Consider the following 19,594-nt stretch of genomic DNA (forward strand, 5'->3'; position numbering starts at 1 on the left):
GGAAATACGACATACAACCTATGTGTCAAACATGCGGTGTGTCATAGTTCGTGTCTTTTCATTGGATGTGCGAGGTTGGCGGGGAGGCCGGTCCGGGGCCCGCCCCGGCCCTCGCCTCCCTCACCCCTCACCCCGGAGCGGAAGGAAGAGCACGTGCGATTGAGGGCCAGCCCCCGCATGAGCGGAATCGCCATGGCCGGAGCCGTGCTCTGCGCCACCATCGCCGTCTGGGCGGGCAGCGAGAGGTCGTCCGGGCCCCATATCGCGGCCTCGCCCCCCGCCACCCCCCGTCCGGCGGCAGAGGCGCCACCTCCCGTCGACTTCGTGCCGTACGTCAGCGCCTGGGCCGGCTCGGGCTACGACATGCCCGCGGCGGCGGCGCGCGGCATCAAGGAATTCACCCTGGGCTTCGTCGTATCGGGTGATGGCTGCACCCCGGCGTGGGACAGCGGCATCCCGTTCGACGACGAGGCGCTGACGGCCCGTATCGAGGCCACCCGGCGGGCCGGCGGCGACGTACGGATCTCCTTCGGCGGCGCCGACGGCACGGAGCTGGCGACCGCCTGCGAGGACGCCTCACAACTCGCCGCCGCGTACACCAAGGTGATCGAGCGTTACGGGATCATCCGCGCCGACTTCGACATCGAGGGCGAAGCCCTCGCCGACGCCGACGCCACCGCCCGCCGGGCCCAGGCCATCACCATGGTCCAGCGCACCCACGAGGGGCTGAACGTCTCCTTCACACTGCCCGCCATGCCGGACGGGCTGACGCCCACGGCCCTCGCCCAGCTGACCGCGGCGCGGCAGGCGGGCGTCGTCGTCTCGTCGGTGAACGTCATGGCCATGAACTACAGCGGCGACCACACGGGCGACATGGGCCGCTACGCCATCCAGGCGGCCACCGCCGCCCATGAGAAGGTCCGCAGTGTGCTCGGGCTGTCCGACGCCGCCGCGTGGAAGACCCTCGCCGTGACGCCGATGATCGGGGTCAACGACGTCACCGGCGAGGTCTTCACCCTGGAGGACGCGGCCGGACTCGCCCGCTTCGCGGCCCGCAAGGGCATCGGGCGGCTGTCGATGTGGTCGGCGGAACGGGACCGCCCGTGCGCCCCCGAGAAGGCCGGCGCCGACGACGGCGCCGCGGCCCCCGAGTCACCCGCCGCCACCACCCCCAGCGCCTCCTGCAGCGGCGTCCCCCAGCGCCCGGGCGCCTTCGAGGCGACCCTGTCCGGCTGACGGCCCAGGACGGCCCCGGCCGAAAGCCGGGGCCGCCAGAGACGTGCGAGCTGCGTCAGGCGCCGGGGCAGTCTTCGCCTGGACTGTCGCGTCAGGCGCCGGGGCGGACCGGGATGCTGCTCACGAAGGGCTGGGCCGGACCCGGAACACCTGTTTCGATGGCCGCCCTCGCATTGCTCGGCCCCTGGGGGCCTCCCAAGCTTCGGGCGTCTGCGCCGGACTCCGTCCGTCGAGCCAGGTGCCGCATCAGTCCTCCGCCTGGGCTGTCGCGTCAGGCGCCGGGGCGGACCGGGATGCTGCTCACGAACGGCTGGGCGGGGCCCGGATCCGTGAAGAAGTCGTTGCCCTTGTCGTCCACCACGATGAACGCCGGGAAGTCCTCCACCTCGATCTTCCAGACCGCCTCCATGCCCAGCTCCTCGTACTCCAGGACCTCGACCTTCTTGATGCAGTCCTGCGCCAGCCGCGCCGCCGGGCCGCCGATCGAGCCCAGGTAGAAGCCGCCGTACGCATCGCACGCCTGGGTGACCTGCTTCGAGCGGTTGCCCTTGGCCAGCATCACCATCGAGCCGCCCGCCGCCTGGAACTGCTCGACGTACGCGTCCATCCGGCCCGCCGTGGTCGGGCCGAACGAGCCCGAGGCGTATCCCTCGGGCGTCTTGGCCGGGCCCGCGTAGTAGACGGCGTGGTCGCGCAGGTACTGCGGCATCTCCTCGCCCGCGTCCAGCCGCTCCTTGATCTTCGCGTGCGCGATGTCGCGGGCGACGACCAGCGGGCCGGTGAGGGAGAGCCGCGTCTTGACCGGGTGCTTGGTCAGCTCGGCCCGGATCTCGTCCATCGGCCGGTTCAGGTCGATCCGTACGACGTCGCTCTCGTCCAGGTGCTCGTCCGTCGTCTCGGGCAGGAAGCGCGCCGGGTCGGTCTCCAGCTGCTCCAGGAAGACGCCCTCCGGCGTGATCTTCGCGAGCGCCTGGCGGTCGGCCGAGCAGGAGACGGCGATCGCGACCGGGCAGGACGCGCCGTGCCGCGGCAGCCGGACGACCCGTACGTCGTGGCAGAAGTACTTGCCGCCGAACTGCGCGCCGATCCCGATCTTCTGCGTCAGTTCGAAGACCTTCTCCTCCAGCTCCTGGTCGCGGAAGCCGTGACCGGTCGGGGAGCCCTCGGAAGGCAGCTCGTCCAGGTAGTGCGCGGAGGCGTACTTCGCGGTCTTCAGCGCGTACTCGGCGCTGGTGCCGCCGACCACGATCGCCAGGTGGTACGGCGGGCAGGCGGAGGTGCCCAGGGAGCGGATCTTCTCCTCCAGGAACTTCATCATCGATGCCTCGTTCAGCACCGCCTTCGTCTCCTGGTAGAGGAAGGACTTGTTCGCCGAGCCGCCGCCCTTGGCCATGAAGAGGAACTTGTAGGCGCCGCCGTCGGTCGCGTACAGCTCGATCTGCGCGGGCAGGTTGGAGCCGGTGTTCTTCTCGTCCCACATGGTCAGCGGGGCCATCTGGGAGTAGCGCAGGTTGAGCTTGGTGTACGCGTCGTAGACGCCGCGCGACAGGGCCTCCTCGTCGCCACCCTCCGTCAGCACGTTCTGGCCGCGCTTGCCCATGACGATGGCGGTGCCGGTGTCCTGGCACATCGGCAGCACCCCGGCCGCCGCGATGTTGGCGTTCTTCAGCAGGTCCAGCGCCACGAAGCGGTCGTTCGGGCTGGCCTCGGGGTCGTCGAGGATGCGGCGCAGCTGGGCGAGGTGATCGGGGCGCAGGTAGTGCGAAATGTCGTGCATCGCCTCGGCCGCGAGCTTGCGCAGCGCCTCCGGCTCGACCTTGAGGAAGGTGCGCCCGTCGGCCTCGAAGGTGCTCACGCCCTCGGAGGTCACCAGACGGTACTTCGTCCGGTCTTCTCCCAGGGGCAGCAGGTCCGAATAGGCAAACGCCGGGTGGGCTGGGTGGGAAGCGGCGGGCATCGCGGCCATTCCTTACTCGACGGGGGCTACGGCTGACTTCGTCGACAGCGCGTGCATAAGCCTAGAACGGGGCCGGGGTGCGGCGGCGTGTGAGGTAAGGCTCAGTACAGCCCGCCGCGTACAGCCCACCGCGTATCGCGCCGCATATCGTGTTGCCGCACACCCCTAGTCGCGATCTATCGCGAGTGGGTAGTCTGACGGGCGTGGATGAGCAGCAGTCGCAGCAGCCGGTCCCCTTGACCAAAACGGCCCCCGCCCCGGCATCGGCCCCGGCGCCCGTCGCGGAGGCGGAGATCCGCGCGTCCGACGCGGATCGCGACCGGATCGCGGACATCCTGCGGGAGGCCCTGGCCGAGGGGCGGCTCGAACCCGAGGAGCACGCCGAGCGGATCGACGCGGTCTACCGCGCCAAGACCCTCGGCGAGCTGGAGCCCCTGGTCCGGGACGTGCCCGCGGGCCCGGCCCGCGCCGCGGCGGGTCCGCCCTCCGGTGCGGCGTCCGGCCCCGACGCCGGCCCGGAGAACCTGATCGCGGTCTTCGGCGGCGCCGTGCGCAAGGGCCGCTGGCGGCCCCGCCGCCGCACCCACGCCTACGCGGTCTTCGGCGGCGTCGAGATCGACCTCACCGAGGCGGTCTTCGAGCAGCGGGAGATCGTCATCCAGGCGTGGGCCGTGTTCGGCGCGGTGGAGATCAAGGTCCCGGAGAACGTCTCGCTGCACGGTTCGGGCTCCGGCGTATTCGGCGGCGTGGATGTCGCGGAACGCGAGGCTCCGGCCCCCGAAGCGCCGGTGATCCGGGTCAGCGGATTCGCGCTCTTCGGCGGCATCGAGGCCAAGCCGAAGCGGGGGAAACGTGTGAAGAACCTGAGGTCATAAGGGCTGAACAGCCGCTGTGCATACGGAATTTCCGGCTGGGGCAACCGTGTGCATAAGCGTGCGCACAGCGGGTAAGGCTTGGTGCATCGTCTCCCGCGCGGCTGATGGGGGTGCACAGGGGGCCGCATGGCGGGAGACGGGCAAGGGTGAACACCGGAGCCGTCGTCAGGAGTAGACCGTGCTGCAACCGCATCAGCCCCTGCTGGACGCCGCCGTGCCCCCGCAGCGCAGTCCCGCTCGGGAACAGGCCGGCCCCTGGCACTCGGAGGCGGTATGCCGCCGGGACGAGGCCGGGCTGTTCTTCGCTCCGTCCAAGGAGCCCACGGCTGCCAGGCTGTCGCGGGAAGAGGCTGCCAAGCGCGTCTGCGCGCGCTGCCCGGTCATGGTCGAGTGCCGGGAGCACGCGCTGCTCCAGCCCGAGCCGTACGGGGTGTGGGGCGGGCTGACCGCGGCCGAGCGCCGGGTGGTGCTGGCCCGCCGCCGGCGCCGCGAGGCGGAGTTGCAGCGCGCCGTGCGCGTCGCCGCCGCCGGGTGAATTCTTCGCGTCACGGGCCGGGCCCGCCGGGTGGCGGGGTCCGGCCCGTGTCGTACGTACGCCCCGGGGGTCCGGGAACAGGCCCTAGCGAGGGCGCTCGAAGTCGACCGAGGCGTAGGCGCGCAGCTTGGACAGCCGGTGGGTGGAGTCGATCTGCCGGATCGTCCCGGACTTCGACCGCATCACCAGCGACTGGGTGGTGGCGGTCTCCGCGCGGTACCGCACCCCGCGCAGCAGATCGCCGTCGGTGATGCCCGTGGCGACGAAGAACACGTTGTCGCCGCTGACCAGGTCGTCGGTCTGGAGGACCTGGTCGAGGTCGTGGCCCGCGTCGATGGCGCGCTGCCGCTCCTCGTCGTCCTTCGGCCACAGCTTGGCCTGGATCGTGCCGCCGAGGCACTTGATCGCGCAGGCCGCGATGATGCCCTCCGGTGTGCCGCCGATGCCCAGCAGCAGATCCGCGCCGGTGCCCTCGCGCACCGCCATGATCGCACCGGCCACGTCACCGTCGGAGATGAACTTGATCCGGGCGCCCGCCTCCCGGATCTCCTTGACCATGCCCTCGTGGCGGGGGCGGTCCAGCACCACCACGGTGACGTCCTCGGGGCTGGACTTCTTCGCCTTGGCGATCCGCCGGATGTTCACCCCGGGCGGCGCGGTGATGTCGACGAACTCGGCGGCATCGGGGCCGGTGACCAGCTTGTCCATGTAGAAGACGGCCGACGGGTCGAACATGGTGCCCCGCTCGGCGACGGCGAGCACGGAGACGGCGTTGGCCATGCCCTTGGCGGTCAGTGTGGTGCCGTCCACCGGGTCCACGGCCACGTCGCACTCGGGGCCGGTCCCGTCGCCGACGCGCTCCCCGTTGAAGAGCATCGGCGCCTCGTCCTTCTCGCCCTCGCCGATGACCACGACGCCGTTCATCGACACGGTGTGGACGAGGGAACGCATGGCCTTCACGGCGGCGCCGTCCGCGCCGTTCTTGTCGCCGCGGCCCACCCAGCGGCCGGATGCCATGGCCCCCGCCTCGGTGACCCTGACCAGCTCAAGGGCGAGGTTGCGGTCGGGAGCCGCGGGACTGACCTCGAGCTGGGACGGGAGATGATGCTCGGTCATCGGAGCGCACCTTTCTGTACGGCGACGAACCGCAAAAAGTGAGGGTGCTCATGACCTTATCCGCTCATTGCGAAAGTGAGCAGAGGACCCCACGCATGAGCACGGCCCTGTTGCCGGGTGCCGGGAGGCGATGAGGGACGATAGGGGGCGTGGCAGGTATGCGTGGCAAAGAGACGGTGCGGGACATGGTCCTGTCGCTGACGGTGATTGGTGTCGTCGCGGCGGCCATCTACGTCTTCGGCATTCCGCACGGCGACGGTGACAAGGGCAAGGGCGTCAAGACGGTCGACTACCGGGTGGAGGTGGACACGGCCCGGCGCGCGGCGCCGTACCCGGTCGCCGCCCCCGAGAAGGGCAGCCTGCCCAAGGGGTGGCGGGCGACCTCGGTGACGTACCAGCCCGGGACCACCGAGGAGAAGGGCGCGGCCTGGCATCTGGGCTTCCTCGACCAGAACGAGGAGTACATCGCGATCGAGCAGAGCGACGGCAAGCCGGTCCCCTTCATCGAGGACGTCACCCAGCAGGCGCGGGCGACCAAGGCCAAGCAGAAGATCGGCGGCCATGAGTGGGTCCGCTACGAGGGTGACAAGTACGACGCCCTGGTGCGCCGCGAACCTGGTGTGACCACGGTCGTGACCGGCACCGCGTCGTACGGGCAGCTCGCGAGGATGGCCGCCGCGCTGAAGGCCGACAAGGCCGAGAAGACCGCAAAGGGCTGATCGAACAGCGCGCGCCCCTCCGGCGTGCCGGCCGAAGGGGCGCGGTGGCGTCTCGACCGCGGGACCCGGAACGCGTCGAACGCATCAAACGGTGGTGACCACCTGGTTGTAGTCCAGGCGCGGGCTGCGCGGCTTCCAGGCGTCCTCGCCCGGCTTGCCGATGTTGATGACCATCAGCGGGGTGTGGTTGTCGTCCAGGAACTCCTTCTGGACCCCGGCCGGGTCGAACCCGGTCATCGGGCCGGCGGCCAGACCGGCGGCGCGGACGCCCACGATGAAGTAACCGGCCTGCAGCGAGGCATTGAAGGCAGCCGCCTGCTCACGGGCGCCGCGCTCGCTGAAGAAGATGTCCTTGATCTGCGGGGCGTGCGGGAAGAGTGCGGGCAGCTCCTCGTGGAACTCGTTGTCCGCGGCGAGGATCGCGACCAGCGGCGCGGTGGCCGTCTTGGGCTGATTGCCCTCGGCCATGTGCGATACCAGACGCTCACGCGCCTCGGCGGAGCGGACCAGGACGATGCGCAGCGGCGACTGGTTGAAGGCCGTGGGGGCGTACTTCACGAGGTCGTAGATGGCCTGCACCTGCTCCTCGGAGACCGGCTCGTCGGTGAAGGTGTTGGCGGTGTGGGCCTCACGGAAGAGCAGGTCCTGGGCGGCGGGGTCGAGTGCGAGCGTCATTGAAGAAACCTCCTGATCACAGCGGTGCTATGCGATATGCGATGCCCCCACTGTACGAGGTTTAGGTTAATGTTCAACTAAAAGCGGAGCACGGTGCGCCGAATCACAACGGCCGAGCCCGCCCAGCCCCGGTCGGCACATCCCAGCCCTCCGGCGTTTGAGGAGCGGGGTCCAGGGGCGGAGCCCCGGCGGGGGCCGGGGGCTTGCCCCCGGTTCGGGAAGGGGCGGGGTGGGGAAGGCCCGCCGCAGGCGCCCCCGATCAGCCTTCGTCGCCGCTCTCCGCGGCGCCGGCGCCGTCGGGCGACTGGGCCAGGGCCGCGTCCAGCCGGGCTCGGGCGCCTTCCAGCCAGTGGCGGCACACCGTGGCCAGCTCCTCGCCCCGCTCCCACAGGGCCAGCGACTCCTCCAGGCTGGTGCCGCCCGCCTCCAGCCGCCGCACGACCTCGACCAGCTCGTCCCGCGCCTGCTCGTAGCCGAGCGTCGTCTCCGCCGCCCCGGTCCGCTCGCCGGTCTTCGTGTCGTCGGTCTTCTCGTCCGTCTTCGCCATGTCTCTCAGCCTATTCAGTGGGTCCGACAGCGGCCCGCACCGTGAACTCGCCCTCGGCGACCCGCGCCCGCAGCTCCTCGTCCGCCGATACCTCGGCCGCCGCCCGCACCACCGAGCCGTCGGCGTGCTGGAGCACCGCATAGCCGCGCCGCAGTGTCGCGGCGGGGGAGAGGGCCACTACCCGGGCCTGGGTGTGCGCCAGCTCCGAGTCCGCGCGGTCGAGCAGATGCCCCAGACAGCGGCGGGCGCGGTCGAGGACCGACGCGATCTGCTCCTCGCGCTCGTCCACCATCCGGTGCGGCTGCCGCAGGCACGGCCGGGCGAGCGCGGCCTCCAGCCCCCGCTCCTCGCGGTCCAGCAGCCCGTTCACACTGCGCAGCGCGCGCTCGCGCAGATGCTGGATGCGCACCAGCTCCTCGCCCACGTCCGGCACGGTCTTCTTCGCCGCGTCCGTGGGCGTGGAGGCGCGCAGGTCGGCGACCAGGTCGAGCAGCGGGGAGTCCGGCTCGTGGCCGATCGCGGAGACCACCGGCGTGACGCACGCCGCGACCGTCCGCACCAGCTGCTCGTCCGAGAACGGCAGCAGGTCCTCCACGCTGCCGCCACCGCGCGCGACGACGATCACGTCCACCTCGGGCAGCGCGTCCAGCTCCTTGACCGCCTCGATCACCTGCGGCACCGCGTGCGTGCCCTGCACCGCGACGTTGCGCACCGCGAAGCGGACGGCGGGCCAGCGCAGCCGCGCGTTCTCCAGCACGTCGCGCTCGGCGGCCGACGCGCGGCCGCAGACCAGCCCTATCAGCTGCGGCAGGAACGGCAGCGGCTTCTTGCGCTCGGCGGCGAACAGCCCCTCGGCCGCCAGCGCCTTCTTCAACTGCTCCAGCCGCGCCAGCAGTTCACCGACGCCCACCGGCCGGATCTCGGCGGCCCGCAGGGACAGCTGGCCGCGTGGCGCATACCACTCGGGCTTGGCGTGCACGACGACCCGGGCGCCCTCCGAGACCGTGTCCGCGATCTTGTCGAAGACGGCGCGGAAGCAGGTGACGGTCAGCGAGATGTCGTAGCTGGGGTCGCGCAGGGTCAGGAAGACCACCCCGGCGCCCGGCCGCCGGGACAGCTGGGTGATCTGCCCCTCGACCCACACCGCCCCGAGCCGGTCGATCCAACCCCCGATCAGCCGGGACACCTCGCCGACCGGGATCGGCGCTTCCGCGGACGTGTTGACAGCCATGACCGCGAGGGTATCGGCCACCGCCGACAGAGCCCGTCGTCATCGCCCCTACCATGGGGGACATGACTGCAACCTCCGCCCGCCGGGTCCTGCTCGCTGCCCCGCGTGGCTACTGCGCGGGCGTCGACCGTGCCGTGATCGCCGTCGAAAAGGCCCTGGAGCAGTACGGCGCGCCGATCTACGTGCGCAAGGAGATCGTCCACAACAAGTACGTCGTCCAGACCCTGGAGAAGAAGGGCGCGATCTTCGTCGACGAGACGGAGGAGGTGCCCGAGGGCTCCATCGTGATCTTCTCGGCGCACGGCGTCGCCCCGGTCGTCCACGAGGAGGCCGCGAAGCGTCAGCTGGCCACCATCGACGCGACCTGCCCGCTGGTCACCAAGGTCCACAAGGAGGCCGTCCGGTTCGCCAAGGAGGACTACGACATCCTCCTGATCGGTCACGAGGGCCATGAGGAGGTCATCGGCACCAGCGGCGAGGCGCCGGACCACGTCACCCTGGTCGACGGCCCGGACGATGTGAAGAACGTCGAGGTCCGCGACGAGTCCAAGGTCGTCTGGCTGTCCCAGACCACCCTCTCGGTCGACGAGACGATGGAAACCGTGGACGCGCTCCAGGAACGCTTCCCGCAGCTCATCAGCCCGCCCAGCGACGACATCTGCTACGCCACCCAGAACCGTCAGATCGCGATCAAGCAGGTCGCCGCCGAGTCCGACCTGGTCATCGTCGTCGGCTCCAAGAACTCCTCCAACTCGGTGCGGCTGGTCGAGGTCGCGATCGGCGCCGGCGCCAAGGACGGTCACCTGGTCGACTACGCGAGCGAGATCGACGAGGCCTGGCTGGAGGGCGTGAGCACGGTCGGCGTGACCTCGGGCGCCTCCGTACCGGACGTACTGGTCGAGGGCGTCCTGGAGTGGCTGGCCGAGCGCGGCTACGGGGACGTGGAGGTCGTCCAGCCGATGCAGGAGACCATGACCTTCTCGCTGCCCAAGGAGCTGCGCCGGGACCTGCGGTCCGAGGCCGCCACCGCCGCCACCGCCGGGGCCGCCGACGCGGACGGCGCGGAGCGGTGACGCACGGAAGCGACAGCGGTCCGGCCGCGCGCGTGTTCGGCGTGGACATCGGCGGGTCCGGAATCAAGGGCGCGCCGGTGGACCTGGACCGCGGCGACCTGGCCGAGGAGCGCCACAAGGTGTTCACCCCGCACCCGTCCACGCCCGAGGCGGTCGTGGACGGGGTGGTGGAGGTCGCCGGGCACTTCGGCTGGTCCGGGCGGCCCGTCGGGGTGACCTTCCCCGGCGTGGTGACGGACGGGACGACCCGTACCGCCGCGAACGTCGACAAGAGCTGGATCGGCACCGACCTGGCCGGGCTGCTCGCCGAGCGGCTGGGCGCACCGGTCACCGTGCTCAACGACGCGGACGCGGCCGGTGTCGCCGAGATGACCTTCGGTGCGGGCCGCGGCCGCAGGGGCACCGTGATCGTGCTCACCCTCGGCACCGGCATCGGCAGCGCGGTCTTCACCGGCGGCCGGCTGGTGCCCAACACCGAGCTGGGCCATCTGGAGCTGGACGGCCACGAGGCGGAGAAGCGCGCCTCCACCAAGGTCCGCGAGGACCACGACCTGAGCTGGCCGCACTGGGCGCACCGGGTGCAGAAGTACCTGGCGCACCTGGAGATGCTGTTCTCGCCCGAGCTGTTCGTGATCGGCGGCGGAGTGAGCCGGAAGGCGCACAAGTTCCTGCCGCTGATCGAGGACATCAGGGCCGAGATCGTCCCGGCTCAGCTCCAGAACAACGCGGGGATCGTGGGTGCCGCGATGGCCGCTGCTGCCGCTGCTGCTGACGGCGCCGCCGCTGCCGCCCCATGAGGGCGATCTTGCGGACGAGGACGATCACGGCGGTCAGCAGCGTGCCGGCGTAGAGCCAGCCCGCGTTCAGCGAGAGCGCGGTGAACACGCCCAGCGCCTGGCCCGCGAACCCCTCGCTGCCGTTGTTGATCGGCAGCAGCCCGGCCGTGAAGGCGATCGGCACGCCGATCGCCCCCGGGAACAGGTCGGCAGGCCGTACCCACATCCCGCAGCCCGTGCACGCCAGCAGGAAGAACACCCCGTACGCGGTGGGCGACCCGGACAGCAGCAGCGCGTCCAGGCAGCCGAAGACGAACATCGCGAGCGCGGTCAGCAGTCCGGCGCCTAACGCGGTGAGCCGGGCGCTGGGCACGCTGATCGGACGGTCGCGCAGCGCGCCGACCGCACCCCGCAGCCCGCCCGGCCCGCCGCGGCCGCCACGCGCCGCCGGACGGCCGCCGCGCGCCGCGCCGCCCGCGCCGCCGTTTCCCCCGCTCCTGCTCCTGCCCGGGTACGTGTCGTCCGCGGCCGGGCGGGGCGAGGGGGCGGCCGCCCGGCGGGGCGTACGTGTCCTGTAGTGCTCCACCAGACCAACGTAGGTGGGCGGAGGGCTGGAATCCGGACTGGGACACGCCCTTCGCGGGACCTTGGCAGTCTGTTCGACTGATTGTCAGTCCGGGAGGGTGACGGTCCGCCCGGACGGGTGATGCGGGGCGGCCCCGTAGACTGGTGGACCGGCCCCCGCGGGGCCGTGTCCCTGTCCTCGCATTCGATCCCGCTACGGGAAGCTACGGGAAGTCGCCAACGTGTCGCTCACGATCGGAATCGTCGGTCTGCCGAATGTCGGCAAGTCGACCATGTTCAACGCCCTGACCAAGAACGACGTGCTGGCGGCCAACTACCCGTTCGCCACCATCGAGCCCAACGTCGGCGTCGTGGGCGTCCCCGACCCCCGCCTCGACAAGCTCGCCGAGCTGTTCGGCTCGGCCCGCAAGCTGCCCGCCACCGTCGACTTCGTCGACATCGCCGGGATCGTCAAGGGCGCCTCGGAGGGCGAGGGCCTGGGCAACAAGTTCCTGGCGAACATCCGCGAGTCCGACGCCATCTGCCAGGTCATCCGCGCCTTCAAGGACGAGAACGTCGTCCACGTCGACGGCAAGATCTCGCCCAAGAGCGACATCGAGACGATCAACACCGAGCTGATCCTGGCCGACCTCCAGACCATCGAGAAGGTGCTGCCCCGCCTGGTCAAGGAGTCCCGGATCCAGAAGGACAAGCAGGCCCAGGTCAAGGCCGTCGAAGAGGCCAAGGCCATCCTCGACGAGGGCCGCACCCTCTTCTCCGCCGGCATCGTCCAGGGCAGCGACCGCGCCGCCCTCCTCCACGACCTGCACCTGCTCACCACCAAGCCGTTCCTCTACGTCTTCAACGTCGACGAGGACGAGCTGACCGACGAGTCCTTCAAGGCCGAGCAGCGCTCCCTCGTCGCCCCCGCCGAGGCGATCTTCCTCAACGCCAAGCTCGAAGCGGACCTCGCCGAACTGGACGACGAGGAGGCCCTCGAACTCCTCCAGTCCGTGGGCCAGGACGAGCCCGGCCTCGCCACCCTCGCCCACGTCGGCTTCAACACCCTCGGCCTGCAGACCTACCTCACGGCAGGCCCCAAGGAATCCCGCGCCTGGACCATCAAGAAGGGCGCCACGGCCCCCGAGGCGGCCGGTGTCATCCACACCGACTTCCAGAAGGGCTTCATCAAGGCCGAGGTCATCTCCTTCGACGACCTGGTCGAGACGGGCTCCGTCGCCGAGGCCCGCGCGGCGGGCAAGGCGCGTATGGAGGGCAAGGACTACGTCATGCGCGACGGCGACGTGGTGGAGTTCCGCTTCAACGTGTAGTGGGTGACATAGCACCACTTCGCTGATCTGGCAAACATGCAGTTCAACAGGGGGCTGACTCTTCGGGGTCAGGCCCCTTGATTTTTACCGTGCTGGATATGTGCTGGATTTTCTGACCTCTCGTCACCTGTCATCACCCCTCATATCTGTACCGTGCTGGATCCGTGCTGGATGTCTGTGCGCGGCCCGCTGGCGTGCAGTGGGACTGCGTCCCTGCGCGGCGGTCCACTGACGTGGTCGGCGGATTGTCAGTGCCGACTTCTAGGATCGTCTCGAAAGATGCACCGGCGAGCAGGCACAGCAGTGGAGGGGCGGAATGGGGTCATCTCAGGGCTCCGGGCGCGTCACAGCGCCCGAACCGACGATTGCGCCGATCTCGACGCTCGCGCACCGTGTGCTGTCCGGAGAGATCGTTCTGCCGAAGTACCAGCGGGCGTTCGTCTGGGAGCCGGAACAGGTGCTCTATCTGCTGGACTCGGTCCGCCGGAACTATCCCATCGGCAGTTTGCTGATGTGGCGTACGTCCGACCGGAGGCTGGCCAGCGGTCACGAGATTGCTGGACTGACCGTTGTCCCGCAGGTGTCCGGGGCTCCGGTGCAGTACGTCATCGATGGACAGCAGCGGCTGGCGAGCCTCGTGGGCGCGATGCACGGCGAGGGGGCACGGTGGAGGATCGGATTCGACCTGGCCCGTGAGGAGTTCCTGTACCTCACGGAGGAGACCCCGGCCGGTGCGCACGTCATTCCCGTGCGCGACCTGGACTCGGCGGGCTCGATGATGGCATGGGTGTTGAGGGACAGACCGACGGACGAGCACGTGCTGCGCGCTCAGGCACTGAGCGATCAGCTCCGCGGGTACCAGGTACCGGTCGTAACCATGCTCGAGGTCACCGAGGAGGACTCGGCCCGCATCTTCGAGCGGATCAACAGCACGGGCACGAGGATGGACATCGTCGATCTTGTGCGCGCCGGTACCTGGTCGAGCGACTTCGACCTCAAAGAGGAGATCGAACAGTTGCTGCAGGTCCTCGACCGCAAGCGGTACGGCCGGGTCGACACCAAGACGATGCTCCGCACGATCTCCGCAGCCGCCGGCCTGGGGTTCTCCACGAAGTCCATCCAGGACCTGCGGCGTCTCGACCGCGCAGAGTTGCAGGACGCGGTTACCGAGGCCGGCAAGGCGGCCGCTCGAGCGGTCGACTTCCTCTTCACTCAGATCCGTACCCCTCGCGCCGAGGCTCTGCCGTACTACAACCAGTTCGCGGTCCTGGTGGAGCTGTTCCGGCAACTCCCCAAGCCGTCCGCCGATCAATACGCGGCGATCGGCCGATGGTTCTGGCTGACGGCGAGCAGCGAGTATTTCAAGGGCTGGCGTGCGTCACAGATGACGGCCGACCTCGACGCGGTGAGCGCCTTCGCCGCCGGCCAGGCGACGGAGATCGACACAGGGGCGGCCATGCCGCGCGACGTGCTTTGGCAGCGGACGCAGTTCTCACGCGCCAACGCGCCAACCAAGCTGCACATCCTGCTCATGTCGTACGAGAAGCCGGTGGACCTCAACACTGGCCAGGCCATCGACACCGACAAGGCCCTGGCCGGGCAGAACGACAAGCAGTTCCACCACTTCTTCCCGCGCGCCTTTCTGAAACGACGCGGGGTGAGCGCGGCTCGGGCGAACGTGTGTGGGAATCTGATCATGCTCAGCGCGATCACCAACAACAACGTCTCCGACTCTCCGCCCTCCGTGTATCTGAAGGACCTGATCGACTGGCACGGTGAGGACACCCTTCGGGCGCGGCTGCGGACATGCCTCATCGAGGAGGACGCCTATCAGGCCGCGCTGCGGGATGACTACGAGGGTTTCCTGAGAGCTCGCTCCAGGACCCTGCACGCGCGCCTGATCGGCCTGATCGGATCGGCGGCGGAGGGCGGCGACGGCTCGAGGCCGGACGTCACGTCGGTGGGCCCCGAGGAGTCTGCGGAGCCCGACCTCGTAACGGACGACGCGGAGCCGTTCGACCGCGACTCGGCCGACTGAGCCGGGTCTGATCGACATGCGCATGAATGAGGTGCCAGCGCAGGATCGGCCAAGAGAGCGGCTGCTCGACCGGGGTGCGGAGGCACTGTCCGACCGAGAGCTTCTCGCACTGCTGCTGGGGGCGGGCCTGGCCGGCCAGGACGCCGTGGAACTGGCGGGTCGGTTGATCGCCCGGCACGGCGGGCTGTATGCGCTATCGCGCGTCCCCGCTCATGAGCTCGCCGCCAGCCTGCCGGGTGTAGGCCCGGCGAAGGCGGCGCGGGTCGCGGCGGCGTTTCAGTTGGGACGGCGGGCGGCGGTGCAGCAGGCTCCCGGCCTGCGGCGGGTTTCCGGCTCCGCCGACCTGGCAGCCGTCTCGAGCCCTCTCCTCCGTGGCTTGCGCCATGAACGCGCGGTTCTGGTGACCTGCGACGGGGCGGGCACGGTCCTCCGCACCTCCGTCCTCACCGACGGCGCGTCCGACCGCACTCTCGTCCCGGTCCGCGACACCCTGGCGCGTGTTCTCGCCCTCGGCGGTGCCGCGTTCGGCGTCGCCCACAACCATCCCACCGGCCGCCTGACGCCGAGCGAGGCCGACCGCCTCACGACATCCCGCCTTGCGGCGGGGGCGGAGGCGGTCGGCCTGCGGTTCCTTGACCACGTGGTGGTGACGGACGAGGGATGGCGCACGGTCCCGGCCGACTGACCCCGCTACAGGCGCCCGGAGAAGGCGGCGTCAAGAATGGCGGGGCTCAGCGCTGCCAGCACCTCGTCCCGATGCTGCTGTGTGCGAGCGAGTTTGCGTACTTTCTCGTCAAACTCGCGCAGATCCGCAAGGGCTTGGGCTTGATGTGCTGGTGGGATGAATGGGATTTCCATCGCGAGCAGTAGACCTGAGCGCAGTCTGGGCAACTGAAGGTTGTGAGTCGCGCCGAGCACCTCATCCAGGATTCTCTTGCTGCGAAGACTGGCTGCAATCAGCTCTGCAGGCATTACACCTGTGGGCCTCAAGACGTACTGTTCAACACTGCACAAGCCGTGCTGGTCGGCAAGCCATACCTTGTTGAGGTACGGGCGGAGGTACCCGTACAGAATATCTCCGGGCGCAAATCGGAACTTCCGCCCCTTTTCCTCGCCAAGCGGACGGGAGCCGATGCGCTCACCGAAGTGCGGAGCGATGTGCTCGAGCCCTACGAATTGCGTGGCCTCGCCTCGATCAGCTCCAGGATGGACGGTGTCGCTGACCAGTCGGCAAACGCCATCGACGCGAACAGATCCCTTCGCCCACCGGCCAAGCACCTTATCGAGCCCCAACGCCGCCAGGTTTTGGGCATCCCCGACGTTCGGAGACTGAACGGCCGCCTTGGTTTGCGCCATCAACAGAAGGTCTACCTTGTGGGCGATGCGTCGTTGCTCAACTAGGCTGGGCAGCAGGATGCGTTTTGCGGCGAAAGCGCGCGTCCCAAGTGTTCTATTACGCCCTGCCGACCCCGGGGACGCGCCGCGAATTACATCCAGCCCCGGCCCACCGTAGAAATAGTGAAGCAAATAGCGGGCATCGGCAACTTCCGCGTTCACCTCATGCGTCATGAAACGATGCGAACCGATCATGCCCCTCTCCTGATCGGAGGCGATCGCTACGGCCCCTTCCCAGGCGAAGACATTGCTGAAGATGAGGTCGCCTGGTTGGATCTTGAAGACCTTTTTTCCGGCGATCGCCTCGGCCGCGACGGGATCCTTGTGGAAAATCCCCTTTCCGAACGAGCGAAGGCCGATCTCGCGGTAGGTCTCCCCTGCCACGGGCCTGATTGGCCTGCGCACCAGCGTGATGACGTCTTCAACCGCATACTCAGTCAGCTCGGTCACTTCTTCTCCAGCTTCGCCCGCAGATCCTCAAGCGTCTTGAGGATCGCCGACTCCGTCTTCACCAGCTCATCCACCAGCTCCTCCGGAGTGCGGTGGGACAGCTCGTCGCCGATGTGCGGGTTGGCGCGGTCGAGGTTGTAGCCGGCCGCGATGATCTCCGCGGCCGGGACTGACCACGCGCGCTCCCCCGCCTCGCGGCCTTCGCGCGCCTTGCCACCCCACCAGGCCACGCAGTCGTCGTACTCCTCCAGCCGCTGCGGCTTCGTCTTGGTGTAGCCGCGGCGCCCTTCCGGGAGGGGGATTTCGTAGAACCAGACGTCCCGCGTAGGGCCGGTCTTCTCGAAGAAGAGGATGTTGGACGGGATCTGGGTGTACGGCGCGAAAACGCCCTGCGGGAGGCGGACGACGGTGTGCAGGTTGCACTCCTTCATCAGCTTCTTCTTGATCTTCGCGCCGATCGAGTTCTCGCCGGAGGCGAAGAGCGAACCGTTCGGCAGGACGATGGCGCACCGGCCGCCCAGCTTCAGCTGGTCCAGGATCGAGTACAGGAACAGCCAGGCCGTCTCCTGTGTCTGGAAGGCGGACGGGAAGGCCGTCACGACCGACGACTCCTCCTCCCCGCCGAACGGCGGGTTAGTGAGGACCACGTCCACCTTGTCCGCCGCCTGCGCGTTCCGCATGGTGAGAAGCGCGTTCTCGCGGCGGAGGCGGGGGGCGTGCACGCCGTGGAGGAGCAGGTTCATCGAGGCCAGCAGATATGGCAGCGGCTTCTTCTCGATGCCCTTGAGATTCGCGTGGAGCTCGCGCTGCTCCGTCTCGGTCTTGACCCTCCCCTCCAGTTCCTCGTGTGCCTGGACCAGGAATCCGCCAGTCCCGCAGGCCGGGTCGAGGATCGTCTCGCCGAGTTCGAGGAACGACTGCCGCACCATGAAGCGGTTGACGGGACGCGGTGTGTAGAACTCGCCGGAGTCGCCGGCCGCGTCGCGCATCTCCCGTAGGATCGACTCGTAGACGAACGCCATGGTGTGGATGTCGTCGTGCGAGATGAAGTGAATCTTGTTGACGATGTTCACGAGGTCACGCAGCAGCGTTCCTGACTGCATGCGGTTGACGACGTCCTTGAAGATCAGCGAGACGACGTTGCGCGGGTCCTCCGCTCCCCGGTCGGCCTCCCTGTCCAGGCCGGCCAGGTAGGGGATGAGCTCGTCGTTGACGAAGGTCTTCAGCTCGTTGCCGCTGAGGTCTTCGTCCGTTGCCCAGTCCGTCCAGCGGTAGGGCTTCTCAATCGCCCGGCGGTATCCGCCCGGGTCCAGCGCCTCGCCCTCTTCCTCGACGCGCTCCTCGAACGCCTTGAGGAACAGGAGCCAGGACAGCTGCGGCAACCGGTCCAGGTCGCCGTTCATGCCGGCGTCCTTGCGCATGGTGTCGCGCGCGGACTTGATCAGGGACGCGAGGCGGGCCTGAGTGGTGACGGGTGCCTTCTCCGCCGCTTTCCTTCTGGTCGCTGCCATGTCAGTTCAGTCGGTCCTTCTGTTCGTTCTTTCCCGGAACTTCGGTGTCTCTGTCGTCTTTCCCCGCGTCGTTGGCGAGCGTCCGGGCCCACAGCTCGCGGACCAAGGCCATCGCGGCGTCGAGGGTCGGTGGAATGCCGGTCGTCAACTCCCCGGCGATCTCCGGATAGTCGTCCCGCCATCGCGGCGGCGGGTCAGGAAGCGCGAGGGGAACATCGTGCGTGGCTCGTACCGCGAACACGTGTAGCACGGCCTTCAGTAGGTCCGTGTCGCCGGAGAGCCCGCTCTAGATCAGGAGCACGAGGTCCACCAGGTCCTTGACCCGGGTGTTGGGCCGATCACCGTAATCGCGGGTGAGCGCGTGGAGTTTCTCCGCGAAGTGCTGACGCCGGTCGACCGCCTCGATCGCACGCGATGGTGCTCCGGCGAACTCCAGTGTGTTGGGGAGAGGTAGCCGCTCGGTGAGTGTGATCTCCTCGCCACGGTCAACCACGTCCACCCTGACACCGGCGAAGACCTTCCCCGCCAGGTGCGCCTCGACGGAGAAGCGCCACCCACCCCGCTCGGCGACGTCCGCCTTCAGGGCCACCGGCGTGGCGACACGGAACCGGAATCCGTCGGCGTCGAGAACGCGGTCCAGAGCCTCGATGAGCAGGTCGCGGACCGCATCCCCGTCAAGACCTCCGTTGACCGGGTCAGGCCGTACGGCCAGGTCGAGGTCCTTGGTGGTGCGTGCGCGCCCGGTGAAGCGGAACTCCATGACGGCACCGCCCTTCAGTACCCAGCCGCCGGCGTGGTCCTCGGCCAGCCGCGCCGCGAGGCGGTCGAAGACGACCAGCCGCCGACGGCGCGCCAGGTCCGCGCCGGTCTCGGCGGCCTCCTGCTTGAGTCGCGCCTCCAGCGCCCTCCTCAGGTCCGCCGCATCCCGGTACCGCCCGGTCACGAGAGAGCTCCGAGCGCGCGCTCGATGCCCAGCTCGGACCGTGGTCCGCAGAGCTGGGCTGCGTGCAGCAGCTTCCGACGGGTGATCATTCCGCGCTCTAGGGCCTCGGACACCGCGGATTCGAGCACGTCCTGGTCTTCCCCGTCGGCAGCACTCTCCGCCAGCGCCCTCAGCGGCGTCGTCACCCGGTATCCGGTACGCCCCTCACTGTCTCCGTCGGCGAGATCGGCATGGTGCATGATCACCGCGTCCGTGGTCTGTCGGAAGGCGCGCGGCACGGTGAGATGGATGCGGGAGGGGTTGGCCACCCCCAGATCATGGGCCGCCAGTGCGCTGGCGTGGGAGATCACCGCGCGTCCCCTGCTCCACAGCGACCAGCGGACGAACTGCTCGTCGCCTTCGCTCGGTAGGTCCGCGAACTCACGGAAGCGGTAGATGGCCCGGTCGACCGCAAGCCAGTTGCCGTGCTGCGCGTGGTAGCGCTGAGCCTGGTACGAGTACCCCGCCTTCCGGGCCTGAGCGGCGGTGAAATACCCCCGCTGTCCGGCGGCGATCCGCCAGAGCGTAGCGCGGGTGTCCGTACGATCTCTGAGCACCTCCCCAGCGTAGCAGCACTGAAAAC

20 protein-coding genes are annotated in these 19,594 nt (G+C 69.2%); 9 read left to right on the forward strand and 11 right to left on the reverse strand.

The genetic code is table 11. The features are described from left to right. The first annotated feature begins 177 nt into the window (after positions 1 to 177). Positions 178 to 1,236, forward strand: coding sequence for a chitinase (locus ACH4SI_RS09175; RefSeq protein WP_398294362.1), 1,059 nt, complete (start codon positions 178 to 180; stop codon positions 1,234 to 1,236). A gap of 271 nt (positions 1,237 to 1,507) precedes the next feature. Here the strand turns inward: ACH4SI_RS09175 and ACH4SI_RS09180 are convergent, their stop codons facing one another. Beyond that, positions 1,508 to 3,193 carry a fumarate hydratase gene (locus ACH4SI_RS09180; RefSeq protein WP_398294364.1) on the reverse strand — a complete coding sequence of 562 codons (1,686 nt, stop codon included), beginning with the start codon at positions 3,191 to 3,193 and terminating at the stop codon, positions 1,508 to 1,510. A 194-nt stretch (positions 3,194 to 3,387) separates the two neighbouring features. Between ACH4SI_RS09180 and ACH4SI_RS09185 the strand changes: the two genes are divergently transcribed. Then, positions 3,388 to 4,068, forward strand: a complete 681-nt coding sequence (locus ACH4SI_RS09185) for a DUF1707 domain-containing protein (RefSeq protein WP_398295202.1) — start codon at positions 3,388 to 3,390, stop codon at positions 4,066 to 4,068. Positions 4,069 to 4,246: 178 nt separating this feature from the next. Next, positions 4,247 to 4,603, forward strand: a complete 357-nt coding sequence (locus tag ACH4SI_RS09190; protein WP_398294367.1) for a WhiB family transcriptional regulator — start codon at positions 4,247 to 4,249, stop codon at positions 4,601 to 4,603. 84 nt (positions 4,604 to 4,687) lie between these two features. Here the strand turns inward: ACH4SI_RS09190 and glpX are convergent, their stop codons facing one another. Beyond that, on the reverse strand, positions 4,688 to 5,719 hold the full coding sequence (glpX, locus tag ACH4SI_RS09195) for a class II fructose-bisphosphatase (protein WP_398294369.1): 1,032 nt from the start codon (positions 5,717 to 5,719) through the stop codon (positions 4,688 to 4,690). Positions 5,720 to 5,877: 158 nt separating this feature from the next. Between glpX and ACH4SI_RS09200 the strand changes: the two genes are divergently transcribed. Further along, positions 5,878 to 6,438: a DUF4245 domain-containing protein gene (locus ACH4SI_RS09200; RefSeq protein WP_398295204.1), complete on the forward strand. Its 561-nt coding sequence runs from the start codon at positions 5,878 to 5,880 to the stop codon at positions 6,436 to 6,438. Positions 6,439 to 6,522: 84 nt separating this feature from the next. On the opposite strand, the gene ACH4SI_RS09205 is transcribed toward ACH4SI_RS09200, so the two are convergent. The 3 genes from ACH4SI_RS09205 to xseA all read right to left on the reverse strand — a co-directional run bounded on the left by ACH4SI_RS09205 (position 6,523) and on the right by xseA (position 8,891). Next, positions 6,523 to 7,113, reverse strand: a complete 591-nt coding sequence (locus ACH4SI_RS09205; RefSeq protein ID WP_398294371.1) for a malonic semialdehyde reductase — start codon at positions 7,111 to 7,113, stop codon at positions 6,523 to 6,525. A 259-nt stretch (positions 7,114 to 7,372) separates the two neighbouring features. Further along, positions 7,373 to 7,660 carry an exodeoxyribonuclease VII small subunit gene (locus tag ACH4SI_RS09210; protein ID WP_398294373.1) on the reverse strand — a complete coding sequence of 96 codons (288 nt, stop codon included), beginning with the start codon at positions 7,658 to 7,660 and terminating at the stop codon, positions 7,373 to 7,375. Between the two features lie 10 nt (positions 7,661 to 7,670). Continuing rightward, positions 7,671 to 8,891 (reverse strand): exodeoxyribonuclease VII large subunit, encoded by a 1,221-nt coding sequence (gene xseA / locus ACH4SI_RS09215; RefSeq protein WP_398294375.1) that lies wholly within the window; start codon positions 8,889 to 8,891, stop codon positions 7,671 to 7,673. Positions 8,892 to 8,944: 53 nt separating this feature from the next. Between xseA and ACH4SI_RS09220 the strand changes: the two genes are divergently transcribed. Then, positions 8,945 to 9,964 (forward strand): 4-hydroxy-3-methylbut-2-enyl diphosphate reductase, encoded by a 1,020-nt coding sequence (locus ACH4SI_RS09220; protein WP_398294378.1) that lies wholly within the window; start codon positions 8,945 to 8,947, stop codon positions 9,962 to 9,964. After that, complete coding sequence (ppgK, locus tag ACH4SI_RS09225) at positions 9,961 to 10,761, forward strand: polyphosphate--glucose phosphotransferase (RefSeq protein ID WP_398294380.1); 801 nt, start codon at positions 9,961 to 9,963, stop codon at positions 10,759 to 10,761. Before ACH4SI_RS09220 ends, ppgK begins: the two co-directional genes overlap by 4 nt. On the opposite strand, the gene ACH4SI_RS09230 is transcribed toward ppgK, so the two are convergent. Continuing rightward, positions 10,652 to 11,326, reverse strand: a complete 675-nt coding sequence (locus ACH4SI_RS09230) for a DUF6542 domain-containing protein (RefSeq protein ID WP_398294382.1) — start codon at positions 11,324 to 11,326, stop codon at positions 10,652 to 10,654. The two genes, ppgK and ACH4SI_RS09230, sit on opposite strands and share 110 nt — an antisense overlap. A gap of 220 nt (positions 11,327 to 11,546) precedes the next feature. Between ACH4SI_RS09230 and ychF the strand changes: the two genes are divergently transcribed. The 3 genes from ychF (at position 11,547) to ACH4SI_RS09245 (ending at position 15,358) form a co-directional block, all read left to right on the forward strand. Further along, a complete protein-coding gene (gene ychF / locus ACH4SI_RS09235; protein WP_398294384.1) occupies positions 11,547 to 12,635 on the forward strand; it encodes a redox-regulated ATPase YchF in 1,089 nt (362 codons plus the stop codon). A 394-nt stretch (positions 12,636 to 13,029) separates the two neighbouring features. Further along, positions 13,030 to 14,673: a DUF262 domain-containing protein gene (locus ACH4SI_RS09240; RefSeq protein WP_398294386.1), complete on the forward strand. Its 1,644-nt coding sequence runs from the start codon at positions 13,030 to 13,032 to the stop codon at positions 14,671 to 14,673. A 22-nt stretch (positions 14,674 to 14,695) separates the two neighbouring features. Continuing rightward, a complete protein-coding gene (locus ACH4SI_RS09245) occupies positions 14,696 to 15,358 on the forward strand; it encodes a RadC family protein (protein ID WP_398294388.1) in 663 nt (220 codons plus the stop codon). Between the two features lie 5 nt (positions 15,359 to 15,363). On the opposite strand, the gene ACH4SI_RS09250 is transcribed toward ACH4SI_RS09245, so the two are convergent. From ACH4SI_RS09250 to ACH4SI_RS09270, 5 genes are read right to left on the reverse strand one after another with little or no spacing between them, the layout of a single operon-like run. Continuing rightward, complete coding sequence (locus ACH4SI_RS09250; RefSeq protein ID WP_398294390.1) at positions 15,364 to 16,518, reverse strand: hypothetical protein; 1,155 nt, start codon at positions 16,516 to 16,518, stop codon at positions 15,364 to 15,366. Then, the gene (locus tag ACH4SI_RS09255; RefSeq protein ID WP_398294392.1) at positions 16,515 to 18,029 is read right to left on the reverse strand and encodes an N-6 DNA methylase; all 1,515 of its coding nucleotides are present in this window, start codon (positions 18,027 to 18,029) and stop codon (positions 16,515 to 16,517) included. Before ACH4SI_RS09255 ends, ACH4SI_RS09250 begins: the two co-directional genes overlap by 4 nt. A gap of 1 nt (position 18,030) precedes the next feature. Beyond that, positions 18,031 to 18,279: a hypothetical protein gene (locus ACH4SI_RS09260; protein WP_398294394.1), complete on the reverse strand. Its 249-nt coding sequence runs from the start codon at positions 18,277 to 18,279 to the stop codon at positions 18,031 to 18,033. A 36-nt stretch (positions 18,280 to 18,315) separates the two neighbouring features. After that, positions 18,316 to 18,972, reverse strand: coding sequence for a nucleotidyl transferase AbiEii/AbiGii toxin family protein (locus ACH4SI_RS09265; RefSeq protein WP_398294396.1), 657 nt, complete (start codon positions 18,970 to 18,972; stop codon positions 18,316 to 18,318). Next, positions 18,969 to 19,568 (reverse strand): hypothetical protein, encoded by a 600-nt coding sequence (locus tag ACH4SI_RS09270; RefSeq protein WP_398294398.1) that lies wholly within the window; start codon positions 19,566 to 19,568, stop codon positions 18,969 to 18,971. The genes ACH4SI_RS09265 and ACH4SI_RS09270 overlap by 4 nt, the downstream gene beginning before the upstream one ends. Between the last annotated feature and the right edge of the window lie 26 nt (positions 19,569 to 19,594).

Origin of the sequence: Streptomyces sp. NPDC021212 (assembly GCF_044332925.1) — a bacterium.
Lineage (GTDB): Bacteria > Actinomycetota > Actinomycetes > Streptomycetales > Streptomycetaceae > Streptomyces.